At 43.9% G+C, this 16,033-nt stretch carries 23 protein-coding genes; 7 read left to right on the top strand and 16 right to left on the bottom strand.

Annotated elements, in window-relative coordinates; translation table 11 throughout:
* The 14 genes from SLS51_RS21510 to SLS51_RS21445 all read right to left on the bottom strand — a co-directional run.
* Nucleotides 1-83, bottom strand: an 83-nt coding sequence (locus SLS51_RS21510; protein WP_323840592.1) for a helix-turn-helix domain-containing protein, incomplete at its 3' end; no start/stop codon positions are given.
* Complete coding sequence (locus SLS51_RS21505; protein WP_011147669.1) at nucleotides 80-310, bottom strand: hypothetical protein; 231 nt, start codon at nucleotides 308-310, stop codon at nucleotides 80-82. The genes SLS51_RS21510 and SLS51_RS21505, both read right to left, overlap by 4 nt.
* A 708-nt stretch (nucleotides 311-1,018) precedes the next feature.
* Entirely contained in the window at nucleotides 1,019-1,429 is a 411-nt protein-coding gene (rnk, locus tag SLS51_RS21500) for a nucleoside diphosphate kinase regulator (RefSeq protein ID WP_323840589.1), read from the bottom strand.
* A gap of 188 nt (nucleotides 1,430-1,617) precedes the next feature.
* The gene (npr, locus tag SLS51_RS21495) at nucleotides 1,618-1,890 is read right to left on the bottom strand and encodes a PTS phosphocarrier protein NPr (protein WP_165579101.1); all 273 of its coding nucleotides are present in this window, start codon (nucleotides 1,888-1,890) and stop codon (nucleotides 1,618-1,620) included.
* Complete coding sequence (rapZ, locus tag SLS51_RS21490; protein ID WP_323840588.1) at nucleotides 1,890-2,741, bottom strand: RNase adapter RapZ; 852 nt, start codon at nucleotides 2,739-2,741, stop codon at nucleotides 1,890-1,892. The genes npr and rapZ overlap by 1 nt, the downstream gene beginning before the upstream one ends.
* A gap of 74 nt (nucleotides 2,742-2,815) precedes the next feature.
* On the bottom strand, nucleotides 2,816-3,283 hold the full coding sequence (gene ptsN / locus SLS51_RS21485; protein WP_323840587.1) for a PTS IIA-like nitrogen regulatory protein PtsN: 468 nt from the start codon (nucleotides 3,281-3,283) through the stop codon (nucleotides 2,816-2,818).
* 123 nt (nucleotides 3,284-3,406) lie between these two features.
* Complete coding sequence (gene hpf, locus SLS51_RS21480) at nucleotides 3,407-3,694, bottom strand: ribosome hibernation promoting factor (protein WP_036775988.1); 288 nt, start codon at nucleotides 3,692-3,694, stop codon at nucleotides 3,407-3,409.
* 23 nt (nucleotides 3,695-3,717) lie between these two features.
* The gene (rpoN, locus tag SLS51_RS21475) at nucleotides 3,718-5,157 is read right to left on the bottom strand and encodes an RNA polymerase factor sigma-54 (protein WP_323840586.1); all 1,440 of its coding nucleotides are present in this window, start codon (nucleotides 5,155-5,157) and stop codon (nucleotides 3,718-3,720) included.
* Between the two features lie 27 nt (nucleotides 5,158-5,184).
* Nucleotides 5,185-5,910: an LPS export ABC transporter ATP-binding protein gene (gene lptB / locus SLS51_RS21470; RefSeq protein ID WP_323840585.1), complete on the bottom strand. Its 726-nt coding sequence runs from the start codon at nucleotides 5,908-5,910 to the stop codon at nucleotides 5,185-5,187.
* Nucleotides 5,911-5,916: 6 nt separating this feature from the next.
* Nucleotides 5,917-6,450: a lipopolysaccharide ABC transporter substrate-binding protein LptA gene (lptA, locus tag SLS51_RS21465; protein WP_323840584.1), complete on the bottom strand. Its 534-nt coding sequence runs from the start codon at nucleotides 6,448-6,450 to the stop codon at nucleotides 5,917-5,919.
* Entirely contained in the window at nucleotides 6,431-7,009 is a 579-nt protein-coding gene (lptC, locus tag SLS51_RS21460) for an LPS export ABC transporter periplasmic protein LptC (protein WP_323840583.1), read from the bottom strand. Before lptC ends, lptA begins: the two co-directional genes overlap by 20 nt.
* A gap of 20 nt (nucleotides 7,010-7,029) precedes the next feature.
* A complete protein-coding gene (kdsC, locus tag SLS51_RS21455) occupies nucleotides 7,030-7,593 on the bottom strand; it encodes a 3-deoxy-manno-octulosonate-8-phosphatase KdsC (protein WP_058589775.1) in 564 nt (187 codons plus the stop codon).
* Between the two features lie 17 nt (nucleotides 7,594-7,610).
* Nucleotides 7,611-8,579 carry an arabinose-5-phosphate isomerase KdsD gene (gene kdsD, locus SLS51_RS21450; protein ID WP_323840582.1) on the bottom strand — a complete coding sequence of 323 codons (969 nt, stop codon included), beginning with the start codon at nucleotides 8,577-8,579 and terminating at the stop codon, nucleotides 7,611-7,613.
* Nucleotides 8,580-8,602: 23 nt separating this feature from the next.
* A complete protein-coding gene (locus SLS51_RS21445; RefSeq protein WP_323840581.1) occupies nucleotides 8,603-9,577 on the bottom strand; it encodes a calcium/sodium antiporter in 975 nt (324 codons plus the stop codon).
* Between the two features lie 228 nt (nucleotides 9,578-9,805).
* Between SLS51_RS21445 and mlaF the strand changes: the two genes are divergently transcribed.
* The 7 genes from mlaF (at nucleotide 9,806) to murA (ending at nucleotide 14,841) form a co-directional block, all read left to right on the top strand.
* A complete protein-coding gene (gene mlaF / locus SLS51_RS21440) occupies nucleotides 9,806-10,609 on the top strand; it encodes a phospholipid ABC transporter ATP-binding protein MlaF (protein ID WP_323840580.1) in 804 nt (267 codons plus the stop codon).
* Between the two features lie 10 nt (nucleotides 10,610-10,619).
* Entirely contained in the window at nucleotides 10,620-11,402 is a 783-nt protein-coding gene (gene mlaE / locus SLS51_RS21435) for a lipid asymmetry maintenance ABC transporter permease subunit MlaE (RefSeq protein WP_323840591.1), read from the top strand.
* Between the two features lie 4 nt (nucleotides 11,403-11,406).
* Nucleotides 11,407-11,913 (top strand): outer membrane lipid asymmetry maintenance protein MlaD, encoded by a 507-nt coding sequence (gene mlaD, locus SLS51_RS21430; RefSeq protein WP_323840579.1) that lies wholly within the window; start codon nucleotides 11,407-11,409, stop codon nucleotides 11,911-11,913.
* Between the two features lie 33 nt (nucleotides 11,914-11,946).
* A complete protein-coding gene (gene mlaC / locus SLS51_RS21425) occupies nucleotides 11,947-12,576 on the top strand; it encodes a phospholipid-binding protein MlaC (protein ID WP_323840578.1) in 630 nt (209 codons plus the stop codon).
* Between the two features lies 1 nt (nucleotide 12,577).
* Nucleotides 12,578-12,871 (top strand): lipid asymmetry maintenance protein MlaB, encoded by a 294-nt coding sequence (gene mlaB / locus SLS51_RS21420; protein ID WP_323840577.1) that lies wholly within the window; start codon nucleotides 12,578-12,580, stop codon nucleotides 12,869-12,871.
* Nucleotides 12,872-13,269: 398 nt separating this feature from the next.
* Nucleotides 13,270-13,524 (top strand): BolA family iron metabolism protein IbaG, encoded by a 255-nt coding sequence (gene ibaG, locus SLS51_RS21415; protein ID WP_011148158.1) that lies wholly within the window; start codon nucleotides 13,270-13,272, stop codon nucleotides 13,522-13,524.
* A gap of 51 nt (nucleotides 13,525-13,575) precedes the next feature.
* On the top strand, nucleotides 13,576-14,841 hold the full coding sequence (murA, locus tag SLS51_RS21410; RefSeq protein ID WP_323840576.1) for a UDP-N-acetylglucosamine 1-carboxyvinyltransferase: 1,266 nt from the start codon (nucleotides 13,576-13,578) through the stop codon (nucleotides 14,839-14,841).
* A 271-nt stretch (nucleotides 14,842-15,112) separates the two neighbouring features.
* Here murA and SLS51_RS21405 read toward each other — a convergent pair whose 3' ends face one another.
* Together SLS51_RS21405 and SLS51_RS21400 are read right to left on the bottom strand one after the other, a co-directional pair.
* Nucleotides 15,113-15,382 (bottom strand): hypothetical protein, encoded by a 270-nt coding sequence (locus SLS51_RS21405; protein ID WP_323840574.1) that lies wholly within the window; start codon nucleotides 15,380-15,382, stop codon nucleotides 15,113-15,115.
* On the bottom strand, nucleotides 15,379-16,033 hold a 655-nt coding region (locus SLS51_RS21400), incomplete at its 5' end, for an RHS repeat-associated core domain-containing protein (protein ID WP_323840573.1). The genes SLS51_RS21400 and SLS51_RS21405, both read right to left, overlap by 4 nt.

The following is a 16,033-nucleotide window of genomic DNA, read 5'->3' as shown; positions in this document are numbered from 1 at the left end:
TGCTCTCTGGATAATGATGCCAGCGTTTTATTCTTCTTACGTATCGCAGCGATAATATCGGCGGTATGCCAGTCTTTTTTCATATTCCTGCTTCCCTCTTTGGTGGTGGCGATTCAAACAGGGTTTGCAGACCGGCGTTCATTTCCGGCGAGGTGTTAACCTCCCCTGCCTGAACCGCCATAGAGGGGCGATAGCAGGCGCACTGGTAAAAACTTCTTACCAGCGTCCATGAACGCAAGGCTGCAAAACCTTGGTCACTGGATTTTGCCAATGACAACACTACTTTAACCGATTGTATTATCTGACTCAAGAATCAAATAAATACCTTAGTGATGGTTTGTCTCGTTGCACTTATGACGAAATAAATGAACTTATGATGAAAACGGCACTACACCGCACCCGCCTGCACGCTTTGGATCAAAAAATTTTTTCAGTTTTAAAATCCTACAAGGCAAGCTGCCAAACCGTACCAGCACTGGCGAAGTGAGAGGAATCACAAACTGAAATGATTGAAAAGATTTTCAGGAAATTTCAGTTTTCGGATCAAAAGAGGAGCACGGGAAAAATATCAATATAATGATATTAAAGGAAAAATTCTATTTTACGTGGGAGATAGGATCATGACCAGAAGCCGCGCTGATTTTAAGAATTCAAGTAGGACGCGGCCTTACTGAACACATAGAGCTGAAATTAGTTGTTAAGGAATGAAACCTAATAAAACTGAGTGAATAGGATAGTTATCTGGATTTGTACCACTTGTAGCAGAAAGTATTATCCAACCTCCTTGAAGATATTGATTTACTGATTCATCTATATCAGAGCCAATGAATATTTAAGTGTCTCTTATTTCTTTAAGAATTGACAGATTGTTATTATTTTCGAACATTATAATTACCTCATAATGTATAGTGGTTAGTTGAAAAGTAATTGAAGATATAAAATTCCTGTCGCCATTTGGTTATCAAAGACAAAAAACCACTTGTGCGATAGTGGTTTTTTGTATTGATTTAATAGGGTTTTATCTGTGATATTCACCGGCAGCTTCTGGTTGATAAAGTAATTCTAATACTTTGACGCGGGTTTTTTCGCCGTTTGGCAATTCACAACTGATTTCGTCACCGATACGAAGGCCCAATAATGCAGCGCCTAAAGGAGCCATAACAGAAAGCTGATCTGAACTGTCTTGCAGTGACGCTGGATAAACTAAAGTACGAACCCGCTCTTCATTGCTTGTCAGGTCAATAAAACGAATCCGACTGTTCATCGTCACAACATCTGATGGAATTTCTGCTGGCGGTACAATCTCTGCACGATCCAGTTCCTCATTCAAAGCGTCAGCGATACTAGTATCTGCAAACGCTGGCTGTTCCAACAGGGAATCTAAACGTTCTGCGTCTAATTCGTTGATGATAATTGCTGGTTTAGTCATACCACACTCCAAATGGATTCCAATACAAAATAACACCCCGCACCATGAGGAGGGGGGTGTTATTTAAAATGATTAACCTGATAGTAGGCTGTTCTTACTGGAAAATAAAGAGATCATGATCACGAACTGTTTTGTGCTGCTAATGAAAACAGTGAAGGACATGGTAATCCACCGGTGGGTTGGCAACGTTATTCTTCGTCAAATCCTGAATTAAATAGATCAATAATAGCTGCAAGAGCCTGCTCTTCATCTGGGCCACTGGCTTCAACTTCAATATAGCTGCCTTTTTCTGAATCCAGCATCAGCATAGCAATGACGCTGCTGGCTTCGGCTTCAACATGGTTATCATTGCGTAAAATAACATGAGATTCAAAGAGCTGTACTAGATCATACAGCTTCATTGCTGGCCGGGCGTGCATTCCCAGCCGATTTTTGATTTCAAGTCTCTGCTTGACAGTCATTATTTTCGCTTTTCGAGAGTACGGTGGCGCGACTGTACATTTTTTCCTCTGGAGCGAAAATAATCGGCCAACTGTTCTGCCACATAAACAGAACGATGTTTGCCACCGGTACAGCCAATAGCAACGGTCAGATAGCTGCGGTTATTGGTTTCAAGCATAGGCAGCCAGAGTTCAAGATAACTGCGGGTTTGATAGATGAAGTTATGCACTTCCGTATGACGGTCGAGGAAAGCAGCTACAGGACGATCAAGACCGGTCATTGGCCGTAATTTGGGGTCCCAGTGAGGGTTTGGTAGGAAACGTACGTCAAAAACATAGTCGGCATCAATTGGAATGCCATGCTTGAAGCCAAAAGACTCAAAGACCATTGTCAACTCACGTTCCCGTTTGCCTAGCAGACGCGTTCTTAGCATCTCAGCCAATTCATGGACTGACATTTCGGAAGTGTCGATAATCAGGTCAGCTCTCGAACGAAGGGGCTCCAGCAGATCACTTTCTTGATCAATCGCGCTTTCCAGCGAAAGATTTTTGCTTGATAGCGGATGCAGACGGCGGGTGTCGCTATAACGGCGGATCAACGTATTACGTTCAGCATCAAGGAACAGTAATTGCGGTGAGAAATTCGCTGGTAGTTTAGTTAGAGCTTCTTCGAAAACTTCAGGTGATTCCGGCATGTTTCTTACATCAATACTAACCGCAGCAGAAATATCGCGATCAGCTAGCGTATTTGCTAATTCCGGTAGTAATACTACCGGCAAGTTGTCTACACAATAAAAACCCATATCTTCCAGTGCGCGTAAGGCAACGGATTTACCTGAACCGGAACGGCCACTGACTATCATCAGCACCATGAGGCGACTCCCCTTAATTTCTTAGTGGTTATTATGAGCCACTCTTACCTATTGCTATCCATGCATTGCAACAGTTATTCAGTGATAATTGCGTATAGTTCTTCATCACTTTGTGCCGATCTTAAACGACGGCAGAGATTTTTATCTGCAAGACGTTTGGCAATCAATGACAATGTGTGTAGGTGTGTTTGGCATTGATCGTTTGGAACCAGTAAAGCAAACAGCAAATCGACTGGTTGATTATCAATGGCATCGAAAGCAATAGGTTGTTCCAGATTTAGGAAAACGCCAACCGCTTGATCTGAGCTTTCTTCATCTAACTTACCGTGAGGGATAGCAATACCACTGCCAATTCCAGTAGTACCTACTTTTTCTCGGGTTAATATTGCTTCGAATACGACATTTTCTGGTAACTTAAGCTGCTGAGATGCTAGCTCACTGATAATCTCTAAAGCCCGTTTTTTGCTCGAACAATGTACATTATTGCGCGTACATGCGAGGGAAAGCACAGAGCTTAGTAGTAAATCTGCTTGATTATTCATTTTCCTATTCACTTAGGTGCTGATTGATACAGGATGCCATAGGTTATCTGTGGCATCCTGTATTTGCGCACTGTTTTACAGCAATAATCTGCTGTTGTTACTACATTTTTTGTTAACTAACTGTTAATGATGTCTCAGTTTGTCTTTATGTTTGGTTAATTGACGCGCCAGTTTATCGACCAGTCCATCAATTGCTGCATACATATCTTCATGTTCTGATGATGCGTGCAACTCACCTCCGTTAATGTGTACAGTAGCTTCGGCGATTTGTTGTACCTTTTCCACTCGGAGGATTACCTGAGTCAGGTTGATCCTGTCGAAATATTGATCCAGTTTGCTGCATTTTGCAGTGATAATGTCGCGTAATGCATCAGTAATTTCAATATTGTGGCCGGTTATTTTGAGTTGCATATTGTCTTCCTTCTCTGTTCATTTCAAACCAGACGCTTACGTTGGTTTGATGGCGGAATGGATAACGACTCTCGATATTTTGTGACAGTCCGTCGGGCAACCATGATGCCTTGATCGGCTAGCATGCTCGTCAGTTTGCTGTCACTTAATGGTTTGACGGAGTTCTCCGCTGCTACCAGTTTTTTCACCAAAGCCCGTATTGCAGTTGAAGAGGCTTCGCCTCCATTTTCTGTATTGACATGGCTGGAGAAAAAATACTTCAATTCAAAAATACCACGTGGGCTGTGCAGGAATTTCTGGGTAGTCACCCTGGAAATGGTGGATTCATGCATATCAACCTGGAAAGCAATGTCTGCCAAAACCATAGGTTTCATATATTCTTCACCATGTTCAAAAAATTCCTGTTGCTGTTCTACAATACAACGCGCAACTTTCAGCAGAGTATCATTTCGGCTTTCCAAGCTTTTGATAAGCCACTTGGCCTCTTGTAGGTTATTGCGGATAAACTGACTGTCACTTTCATTGCGCGTATGTTGCCCAAGCTCTGCATAATGCTGATTAATGTGTAAACGGGGGATACTATCTGTATTCAATTCTACTTGCCAGTGTTCACTCTCTTTTCGAATCAGTACATCGGGGATGACATATTCTGATTCGCCAGTGTTTATTGCCAGGCCAGGCTTTGGTTCAAGTGACTGGATTAAATTTATGGCCTCTTTCAGTGTATCTTCTGTCAAGCGGCTCAGACGGATTAAATTGCGGAAATCCCAATGACCTAATAGCTCCAGATGTTCGCAAACGATCAGTTTTGCCTCTTTCAGGTAAGGTGTTTCTGGCGGAAACATTGATAGCTGGGCGAGTAGACAATCTTTTAGATCACGAGCGGCGACACCGATAGGATCGAAATGTTGTATCTGTTTGAGCACGGCTTCCACTTCTGCCAGAGTGAGTTGGTTGTCGCCAAGGCTGGCAAGGATATCCTCTAGTGGTACAGTGAGATAGCCTGTGTCATCTACGGCATCAATGATTGATGTCGCAATCGCCGCATCTATTTCCGTGAAATGGGTCAACTCTGCCTGCCACATCAAATAGTCTTGCAGGGTTTGAACGGTTTCACCTTGGTAAAGTGGCAGTTCGTCGTCGTTATAGTCATTGCGTGTCCCGGAAGGTGTGCCCGCGGTGTAAATTTCATCCCAACTGGCATCCAGGGGTAACTCATCTGGCATATCCTTTTGTTGCAAGGCATCAAGCGTATCCATAGCTTCCGTTTCGTTATCGGGAAGTTCCTGATTGCCAATTTCCTGATGATCTTCATCCTGTTCAAGCAAAGGATTCATTTCCAACGCTTGTTGTATTTCCTGTTGGAGTTCAAGCGTAGAAAGTTGCAACAAACGAATAGCTTGTTGGAGCTGCGGTGTCATAGCCAGTTGCTGACTAAGCCTGAGTTGCAAACTTTGCTTCATAGCGTTAAATCAATTCTCCTGGCCGAATTAGAGCCGGAAACCTTCGCCTAAATAAACGCGCTTCACCTGTTCATTATTAAGAATATCATTAGGTGTGCCGTGAGCAATCAGATGCCCTTGGCTGACAATATAAGCACGTTCGCATACATCCAATGTTTCACGGACATTGTGGTCTGTGATAAGGACCCCTAGTCCATAATCTCTCAAATGCTGAATGATCTTCTTGATATCGATGACTGAGATGGGATCTACACCGGCGAAAGGCTCATCCAGCAAAATAAATTTAGGATTAGCTGCCAGCGCTCTGGCAATCTCTACGCGGCGACGTTCACCTCCGGAAAGTGATTGACCAAGATTGTCACGTAGATGGCTGATATGGAACTCTTCCATCAGCTCTTCGGCACGTTCTTTCCGCTGTTCTTGAGTCAAATCACGGCGGATCTCCAATACAGCCATCAGGTTGTCGAATACGCTTAGACGGCGAAAAATAGAAGCTTCCTGAGGCAAATAACCAATACCACGGCGTGCCCGTTCGTGAAGTGGCAGTAGGCTGATATCTTCATTATCAATAGTAATTGTCCCGGTATCCCGTGAAACGATACCGACGACCATATAGAAAGTCGTCGTTTTCCCTGCACCGTTCGGACCGAGCAGGCCGACAATTTCGCCGGAGTTCACGTTTAGGCTGACATTTTCAACGACCTTACGGCCTTTATAAGCTTTTGCCAGGTTTTCTGCGTTTAGTATTGCCATATATCGTTATTTACTCTTGTTGTTAACCCCAAGGCCTTCTTCTTGTAATTGAGAAGGTAGTAGGACGGTTGTCACTCGTTTACCTTTGTCACTAAACGCTTCCATCTGCTGAGTTGGGACTAGATAGGTGATCCGGTCGCCTTTTATATTGCTGTCTAACTGTTCCAAATAGGCATTGCCAGTGAGTGTAACCAGCTCTTTATCCATTTCGTAACGCATTTTGGCACCGCGGCCCTTGATTGGTTTGCCATTGTCCTGTAGTTGATAGAAGGTTACCGGATTACCAAATGCTTCAATAACCATTTTCTTAGAATCGCCATCTGGGCGAGTCACAACAACTTTGTCAGCGCGGATATCGATAGAACCCTGTTTAACGATCACATCTTCTGTAAATGTGGCAGTGTTCCCTGTCATGTCAAGGGCTTGTTTAACAGAATCGATAGAAATGGGTTTCTGTGTGTCATCTTTCAGTGCCATAGCGGGAAGACTGACTACAAAGATAGCACTGGCAATAAAAGCATTACGGATTCTGTTTTTCATGTTGGATTTCATAGTAGGTGTTAACCTTTTCAATCAGTTCAGCGGTTTTGTTTCGCAGGTTGCCACGCATTTTCATACCGACGGATTTTAGCCCGACACCGATAAGTGTGACCTGATCGTCAGATGAAACATCCTGAGTGGTCAGGTTGATGATAGCGTTCTCTGTAGTAATGCGTTGTAATTGTGACGTATTAGTTAGACTGTCAACTTGTACGTCTCCATAAAGATAGAGCATTTTGTCATTAGTTAGTTTGGCTTTGTTAGCACGAACTGTCCATGTAGCAATGGCATTTGAGTCATAGGTAATTAATACCGGTTTAGTAAACCAAGTAAGTTTTGACTCTGCATAGTTTTGGACGTCATCAGCGACCAGTTTATACGTCAGTTTCCCCGTAGGGTCATAAACAAAAGTTATAGCTTCCTGACTTTGATAGGTTGGCTGACTGTTATTTGTGGCAGAAGATGATTTAATCTCATCTGAATCAGACAAGTTCCAGCCAATTAACGCCAGGATGATTAACACCAGAGTTATCACCAACCAGGATTTGATTCTATCCATTCTCGTTTCACTTCAACCTACTATATTGATAATCCTTTGGCTTCTTCCAGCTTATTCTGAGCAAAAAGCACCAAATCACAAAGTTCCCTTACCGCGCCGTGTCCCCCTGCAATTTGGGTGACATAATGCGCTTTTGGTAAGAGCAATGGATGTGCATCTGCCACAGCGACAGATAACCCCACTTGTTCCATGACCGGCCAGTCAATCAGATCATCGCCGATGTAAGCAACCTGTTCTGGTCTTAATCCCAGTGTATCTAACAATTCTTGGTACGCCAAAACCTTATCACTTTGTCCTTGGTAAAGATGTGTAATACCTAAGGTGTTTGCTCGATCTTCCAGCAATTTTGCTTTACGACCGGTAATAATAGCGACTTCGATTCCTGAAGTAATTAAGCAGCGAATTCCGTAACCATCTCGAACATTAAATGTTTTTAATTCTTCACCGTTATTGCCCATATAGATCCGGCCATCGGACATAACACCGTCAACATCGCAAATCAGCAAGCGGATTTTACGGGCTTTTTCAATAACGTCTTTATCAACTGGACCATAACAGGTGTCCAAATAAACTAATTGGCTCATTAAGGCGTTTTCTCCGGTTACACCACACCAGCTTGTAGCAGGTCATGCATATGTAATACACCAAGCAATTTATTGTCCTCCGCGACCAATAAGGACGTGATATGGTGTGACTGCATTAAGTTCAGTGCATCAACTGCAAGGGCATTCGGTTTGATGCGGATACCACCTGTTGTCATAACATCTGAAATTTTGACATTGTACAAATCGACGCCCATATCAAACACTCGCCGTAAGTCACCATCAGTAAAAATACCATCAATATACCTATTTTCATCGCAAATGACGGTCATACCCAGTTTTTGTCGGGTGATTTCGAGCAGCGCTTCGCGTAAGGTGGCGTTACGATTAACCTTTGGAATATCATCGCCTGTATTCATCAAATCACTCACCAGTAGCAGAAGTTTGCGGCCAAGAGTGCCGCCTGGATGTGATAGTGCGAAATCTTCAGCAGTAAAGCCGCGTGCCTGGAGCAATGCAACCGCTAAAGCATCGCCCATAACCAGTGTTGCAGTGGTACTGGTTGTAGGCGCCAAACCTAGCGGACAGGCTTCCTGTGGGACTTTGATACACAGATGGATATCGGCGGCTTTTCCCATATTACTGTTGTAATTGTTAGTCATGCAGATAAGCGGGATTTTTTGGCGTTTTAAGGCGGGAATCAGCGACAAAATTTCACTGGATTCACCTGAATTTGAAATGGCTAAAACAATATCTTTAGGTGTGATCATGCCGAGGTCGCCGTGGCTGGCTTCTCCCGGATGAACGAAAAAGGATGGTGTACCGGTGCTGGCGAAAGTGGCAGCAATTTTACACCCGATATGGCCGGATTTGCCCATCCCCATGACAATCACTTTACCTTCGCAGTTGAACATCAGTTCACAGGTACGGTCAAAATCTCCGTTTATATGTTGTTCAAGTTCGGTTAATCCATCACGTTCTATGTGTAATACTTTTTTACCCGCTTGCTGAAAATCAATCTTAGGCATTTCTTTTTCCTACTCATTCGTGTTTATTCAATGCTGTAATTGGAAATAAACAGTACGATAAAATAAGCGATAAAGCAGCTTAATAACAGGACACCTTTAAATCGGTTTAATCGGTGTTTACGACCCAGACAAAATGCAGTAAATATTGTGCTGGCTACCATCATTACCCAAAAGTCACGATGGAAAGATTCAGGTGAAATGGCTGCTGGTGAGAGTAATGCGGGAAGGCCCAAAACAATTGATATATTGAATATATTCGAACCTATAATATTCCCGAATGCAATGTCATCTTCGCCTTTGAATGCTGCGGCAATAGAGGTTGCTAATTCTGGCAGGCTGGTACCGACCGCAAGTACGGTAAGCCCGATAACTAATTCACTGATGCCATAAATGCGGGCAATAACCGTTGCATTATCAATAACCATACGAGTTGCCATCGGTAAAATAAGTAACCCTAATAGAATCCAAAGTAGGGCAATGTGTTTATTGCCTTCGACCGGTAATTCGGCAGCCTGTTCTTGCGTATAAATATCCGCTTCGGCGCGGCGCGGTAGAGCAACCATTTTTATCATCAGTAAGATATACACTATGGCGAAAGTGAGTAATACCAACCCATCCATCCGGCTGAGATAGTGATCACTCATCAAATAACCACAGAAGACGGTGAGCAGTAGCATCAACAGCAGTTCCTGCCGCAGGATATCTGATTTTACTTCCATTGGGCGAATAAATGCAGCAGCACCGGTTATTAGTAGCAGATTAGTAATGTTGGAGCCAATAACATTACCCACAGCCATATCAGGTTGACTATCTAGCATTGCAGTAACTGAAACCATTAATTCGGGTAGAGAAGTTCCAATGCCAACAATGGTAATACCAATAATAAATGGAGGCAGTCCCAGCGTGCGGGCAAAAATTGCAGCGCCATATACTAATCTATCGGAACCATATACCAGTAAAATCAACCCGGTAATTAGAAGTAAAAAGGTCAGAAGCATGAAGCGTCCCTTGTAAGGTATATTCCGAATTAATGTCAACGCTGGTTGATTTTCTAAACAAAAATTGTCTGACCAGTTAGATGGGGTATATTCTGACGGTGGTGGATAGAAAAGTAAAATTTGTCATCACATTAATGGCGAAAATTTTCCAGTTTTTTTGTAGTATATATGATTAATATATGAACCAAATATTAAAGCCAATTTATTAACCGTTAAGGGCTATCAATAATGAATCAACAGACAGCAAATCTCATCGAGATACGTGGTATGTATTTTACCCGTGGTAACCGTTTGATTTTTGCTGATATTAATCTGGTTGTGCCTAGAGGAAAAGTCACTGCAATTATGGGGCCTTCTGGCATAGGGAAAACGACACTATTACGATTGATTGGCGGTCAGTTACGTCCTGAACGCGGAGAGATCTGGTTTGATGGCGACAATATTCCTGCTTTATCCCGTTCTCACCTGTATGCTGCTCGCAAGAAGATGAGTATGCTGTTTCAATCTGGGGCATTATTCACTGATCTCAGTGTGTTTGAGAACGTTGCTTTTCCGCTGCGTGAACATACGAATTTGCCTGAAGAAATTATACAGACTACGGTAATAATGAAATTAGAGGCCGTAGGGTTACGTGGTGCCGCGAATTTGATGCCTTCTGAACTTTCCGGTGGTATGGCCAGGCGTGCAGCTCTGGCGCGTGCTATTGCACTTGATCCTGATCTGATTATGTTTGATGAGCCTTTTGTTGGTCAGGACCCGATTACGATGGGGGTTTTGGTGAAGTTGATTGATGAACTGAATAAGGCGCTTGGTGTGACTTGTGTGGTGGTTTCCCACGATGTCCCGGAAGTTCTGAGCATTGCAGATTACGCTTATATTATTGCTGAACAACAGATTATTGCTGAGGGTACAGCTCAACAGTTGCACTCTAATTCTGATAGGCGAGTACGGCAATTTTTGGATGGTATTGCTGACGGGCCGGTACCTTTCCGCTTCCCGGCAGGGGATTATAAAACTGAGTTATTAGGATAATGGGATGTTAATGTTAACACAGGCGCTAGCGGCACTTGGCCGACGGGCCATTGAGGTATTTGCCTCTTTTGGCCGTGCAGGTTTTATGCTTTTCCGCGCGATAATTGGCAAGCCAGAACCCGCCAGACAATGGCCGTTACTCCGACAGCAGCTTTACAGCGTGGGTGTTCGGTCATTATTGATTATTATCGTTTCAGGGCTGTTTATTGGCATGGTGCTTGGCCTACAGGGGTATCTGGTACTGACAACATACAGCGCGGAAGCCAGTCTTGGTATGATGGTGGCGATATCTCTGTTGCGTGAATTGGGGCCGGTGGTCACGGCACTGTTGTTTGCTGGTCGAGCAGGATCAGCGCTGACCGCAGAAATCGGTTTGATGAAAGCCACGGAGCAAATTTCCAGCCTGGAGATGATGGCGGTAGATCCATTACGGCGTGTGATCGCGCCCCGTTTCTGGGCCGGGTTTATCAGTATGCCGCTATTATCCTTGATTTTTGTGGCGGTAGGTATTTGGGGTGGTGCGATGGTTGGTGTTGATTGGAAGGGGATTGACAGTGGCTTCTTCTGGTCTTCAATGCAGTCTGCTATCGAGTGGCAGAAAGATCTGCTGAATTGTTTTATTAAAAGTGTCGTTTTCGCCATTACTGTGACCTGGGTTGCTCTATTCAATGGTTATGACGCGATCCCGACTTCGGAAGGGATAAGCCGAGCAACGACTCGAACGGTGGTTCATGCGTCGTTAGCGGTTTTAGGTTTGGATTTTGTGCTGACAGCACTCATGTTTGGGAACTAAGCCGATGCAAAGCAAGAAAAGTGAAATTTGGGTTGGATTTTTTGTCTTGATTGCACTGGCTGCAATCGTCTTTTTATGCCTAAAAGTGGCAGATATTAAATCGGTAGGTAACCAGCCAACTTACCGTTTGTATGCAACTTTTGATAATACTGGTGGTCTGAAAGTGCGTTCACCGGTAAAAATTGGTGGTGTGGTGATTGGTCGTGTTGCAAATATCTCTCTTGATGAAAAAACTTATACGCCGCAAGTGGCACTGGATATTATGAAGCAGTATGACCATATCCCTGATACCAGCTCTCTTTCCATCCGTACTTCTGGCCTATTAGGTGAACAATATATTGCCCTGAATATCGGGTTTGAAGATCCGGATATGGGCACTCGTATTCTGAAAGAAGGTGACCGCGTACAGGATACCAAATCAGCAATGGTACTTGAGGATCTCATCGGCCAGTTCTTGTATAAGAGTGGTGATAATGCCCAAAGTGGGGCAGAGCACACGCCGACACCCTAGCCAGCAACTGAATATCATTAAGAGGAACCAATTATGTTGAAGAGATTATTAATGGTGGTGCTGCTGGTTGTTGCGCCATTAGCGAGCGCAGTTGATCAGACAAATCCTTATAAGCTGATGCAGGATGCGGCGGAAAAGACGTTTACTCGTTTGAAAAACAGCCAATCACAAATTCGTCAAAATCCAGATTATCTGCGTCAAGTGGTGAAAGAGGAGCTACTGCCTTATATCCATATCAAATACGCTGGCGCGTTGGTTTTGGGGCGCTCCTATAAAGATACGACCCCAGAGCAGCGCAAGGCTTATTTTGCTGCATTTGAATCTTATCTTGAGCAGGCTTACGGGCAGGCTTTGGCAATGTATCACAATCAAACTTACCAGATTGACTCTGAAAAGCCGTTGGGGGACAGCAATGTTGTTGCTATTCGTGTCACTATTATTGATCCGAATGGCCGTCCTCCTGTCCGTCTTGATTTCCAATGGCGCAAAAACAGCAAAACGGGTCAATGGCAGGTATTCGATATGATTGCTGAAGGCGTCAGTATGATTACGACTAAACAGAGCGAATGGGCTTCTATCTTGCGTCAGCAAGGTGTTGAGGGCCTAACTAAGCAGCTTGAAATCAGCGCCCGTCAGCCAATCACACTGGAAGAGAAAAAATAAGATGGGTGAGAGTCTGATCTGGGAAAAAACAGGGCAAACATTGATTCTCAAGGGCACTTTGGATCGTAATAGTTTGCTTCCTCTCTGGCAGCAAAAAGAGAAATTATTGGTCGATATCAATGACATCAATGTGTCGCAACTTGAATATGTGGATTCTACCGGGTTGGCTCTTTTAGTTCGTTTCAAACATCATATGCAAAAGAGGGGGGATAAATTGCGCTTTTCTGGCATTGATGAACGGCTTGACACCCTGATTACGCTCTATGATCTGCAAGACATAATCATTGATAGCTAACCGATAATCTCATTAATTACCTGTATATACCCTATGGATTTCAAGATGCATCGTGACGGCAAGGGAGAGAATCCCCGGGAGCATAGCAAACTATGTGACCGGGGTGAGCGAGCGCAGCCAACAAAGAGGCAACTTGAAAGATAACGGGTATAATCAGCGCCCTTGTAAGCAGAGATGTTACAAGGGCGTTTTCATAGTTTAAGAATAAGCAGGATTCTATTAGGATAGATGGCTGACTATTATTTATTTCTAACTACATACCCTATGGATTTCAAGATGCATCGCGGCGGCAAGGGAGCGAATCCCCGGGAGCATAGATAACGATGTGACCGGGGTGAGTGAGTGCAGCCAACAAAGAGGCAGCTTGAAAGATGACGGGTACAGAACATTGAGCAATTATGGATACTAATGAGATTAAGCAAGTGCTGATGGATAAATTAGCACTGGATGAAGTCATCGTTAACGGAGATGGCAGTCATTTCCAGGTTATTGTGGTTGGTGAAATGTTTGCCGGCATGAGCCGAGTAAAACAGCAGCAAGCCGTTTATGCGCCTTTGATGGAATACATTGCTGATAATCGTATTCATGCCTTGTCAATTAAAGCCTACACACCGGATGACTGGAAACGGGATCGCAAGCTCAACGGTTTTTAATGTTGTTTGTCTCGCCGCGAACAGCAAACTATATAAAGAGAGTCGTCACAGATGGATAAATTTCGTGTGAAAGGGCCTACTCGTCTGTCGGGTGAGGTTACTATTTCCGGGGCAAAAAATGCTGCATTACCAATCCTGTTCGCCGCGTTGTTGGCTGAAGAACCTGTTGAGTTGCAAAATGTTCCAGAATTGAAAGATATTGATACCACTATCAAATTATTAAATCGCCTTGGGACCAAAGTTGAACGCAATGGTTCTGTATTTGTGGATGCTTGCAGTGTGAATCAATATTGTGCGCCTTACGAGCTAGTGAAAACCATGCGTGCATCTATTTGGGCGTTAGGTCCTTTGGTCGCGCGTTTTGGTCAGGGGCAAGTTTCTTTACCGGGTGGTTGTGCGATTGGCGCCCGTCCGGTTGATCTGCATATCAGTGGCTTGGAACAGTTAGGTGCTGAAATTGTTCTGGAAGAGGGCTACGTTAAGGCTTCCGTTAATGGACGTCTGAAAGGGGCTTGCATTGTGATGGATAAAGTCAGCGTTGGAGCGACAGTCACGATTATGACTGCGGCAACGTTGGCAGAAGGGACAACAGTTATTGAGAACGCAGCACGTGAACCTGAAATCGAAGATACGGCTAATTTTCTCAATACCTTGGGTGCAAAAATCACCGGGGCGGGCACAGACCATATCACCATTGAAGGTGTAGAACGCCTTGGTGGTGGTGTATATCGTGTACTACCTGATCGGATTGAAACGGGGACATTTCTTGTTGCGGCGGCGATATCCGGTGGCAAAGTGGTTTGCCGTCATGCTCAGCCTAATACGCTGGATGCGGTATTGGCTAAATTACGTGAAGCGGGTGCTGATATTGCAATTGGTAAAGATTGGATAAGCCTCGATATGCACGGTAAACGTCCTAAAGCTGTGACATTACGTACTGCACCGCATCCCGGTTTCCCGACCGATATGCAGGCACAGTTCAGCTTACTGAATTTGGTTGCTGAGGGGGCTGGTATGATCACCGAAACTATTTTCGAAAACCGTTTCATGCATATCCCTGAATTAATTCGGATGGGGGCTCATGCAGAAATTGAAAGTAATACCGTGCTTTGTCATGGTGTTAAAAAATTATCTGGCGCTCAGGTCATGGCGACGGATTTACGCGCATCAGCGAGCTTGGTTCTGGCGGGTTGTATTGCGGAAGGTGTGACGGTTGTTGACCGTATTTATCATATTGACCGAGGTTATGAACATATCGAAGATAAGTTGCGCGGACTTGGCGCAAACATTGAACGAGTGAAATCAGCGGGAAAGTAATTTTGTTTTCTTGTCGCTGGAAACAGGAAGTGCTGTAGTTTTAGTGAAGTAGATGATGATGGGTAGAAGAAGTAACAGTGTATTTATAAGGTACACAACTCAGATCGATAAGAAAGTATTGATGTGTCACTACAATTTACCCATCTCATCGCTTACGCTCAAAGATGCCATCGGTAAGCTCCAATCGGCGCTGGCTTACCGTGGGTATTCACCAAGATAGATCATCAGAAAGCCGGAAGATCTCGAAAGATCTTTCCGGCTTTGAGTTGTATTAGACTTTTCTTATTTTTTGGTAAAAATAAGCAACATCAATTAAGGTTGATATCACCCCATTTTCATCAGGCCAATCCATAATAAATCTTGGATATGATGGCTTGTAAACTTGGGGATTCATAACCCTTATCATTTCCTCTAACTCTTTTTTTACTTGAGTTAATACACTAATAGATAATGGTGCATTCTTTCCACTTTGATGTAGTTCAATTGTATCCTGAACTAATTGAAGAGCATCAATCAAAAATGTTTTGCCAGAAGTTTTCATTTCATTAGAGATCCATATTTCCACGGCTCAAGTACAAATATTTGCTCTGCACCGCCAGTATATTGAGGGCCGAAATCATGTTGTGGTGCTGCTTTACCTTTTATGATTGTCGTTCCCGGTTTTATTTGAAACTGTTGAATCCCTGTCATTCCATTCCAATCAGGCGGTAATGCCAACCCACTTCTATTCGTTTGTGGAGTGAACGTTTCAAATACATACTGCCCTTCAGGTCTGGCTCTTTTTCCAAAATCATGGAAGCGTGCACCATAAAGGCTATCACCTGCTTTATGTACAGACATTCCTGAAAGTTCAAATGAGTCAATGATCTGCTTTCTTTGACTTCTGCCGACTCCCATAGATTGCAAATATTCAGATGCATCTCTAACTCCTTGATATGGGTGCGGAGGTTCCCCTTTATTCCCTGGACAGCCAGTTAACCCGAATGGATCAATCCAGTTTGCCGGATTATGCACGTAACTATAAGGACTTACGCCACCCCTTAAGTTTAGCGGATCAGGCGATAAGTACTGGCCTGTATCACTCTCGTAATAACGGTGCCGATTATAAAATAAACCGCTTTCGCTGTCTTCATACTGCCCACAAAACCGGAGATTACAGGTCAGGTTCCGCGGGTCATTGATTGTCAGCACC

It is taken from the genome of Photorhabdus africana, from assembly GCF_035181445.1.
GTDB classification, from domain to species: domain Bacteria; phylum Pseudomonadota; class Gammaproteobacteria; order Enterobacterales; family Enterobacteriaceae; genus Photorhabdus; species Photorhabdus laumondii.
The sequence above is the reverse complement of the archived record's forward strand: the minus strand, read 5'-3'. Positions and strand labels throughout refer to the sequence as shown.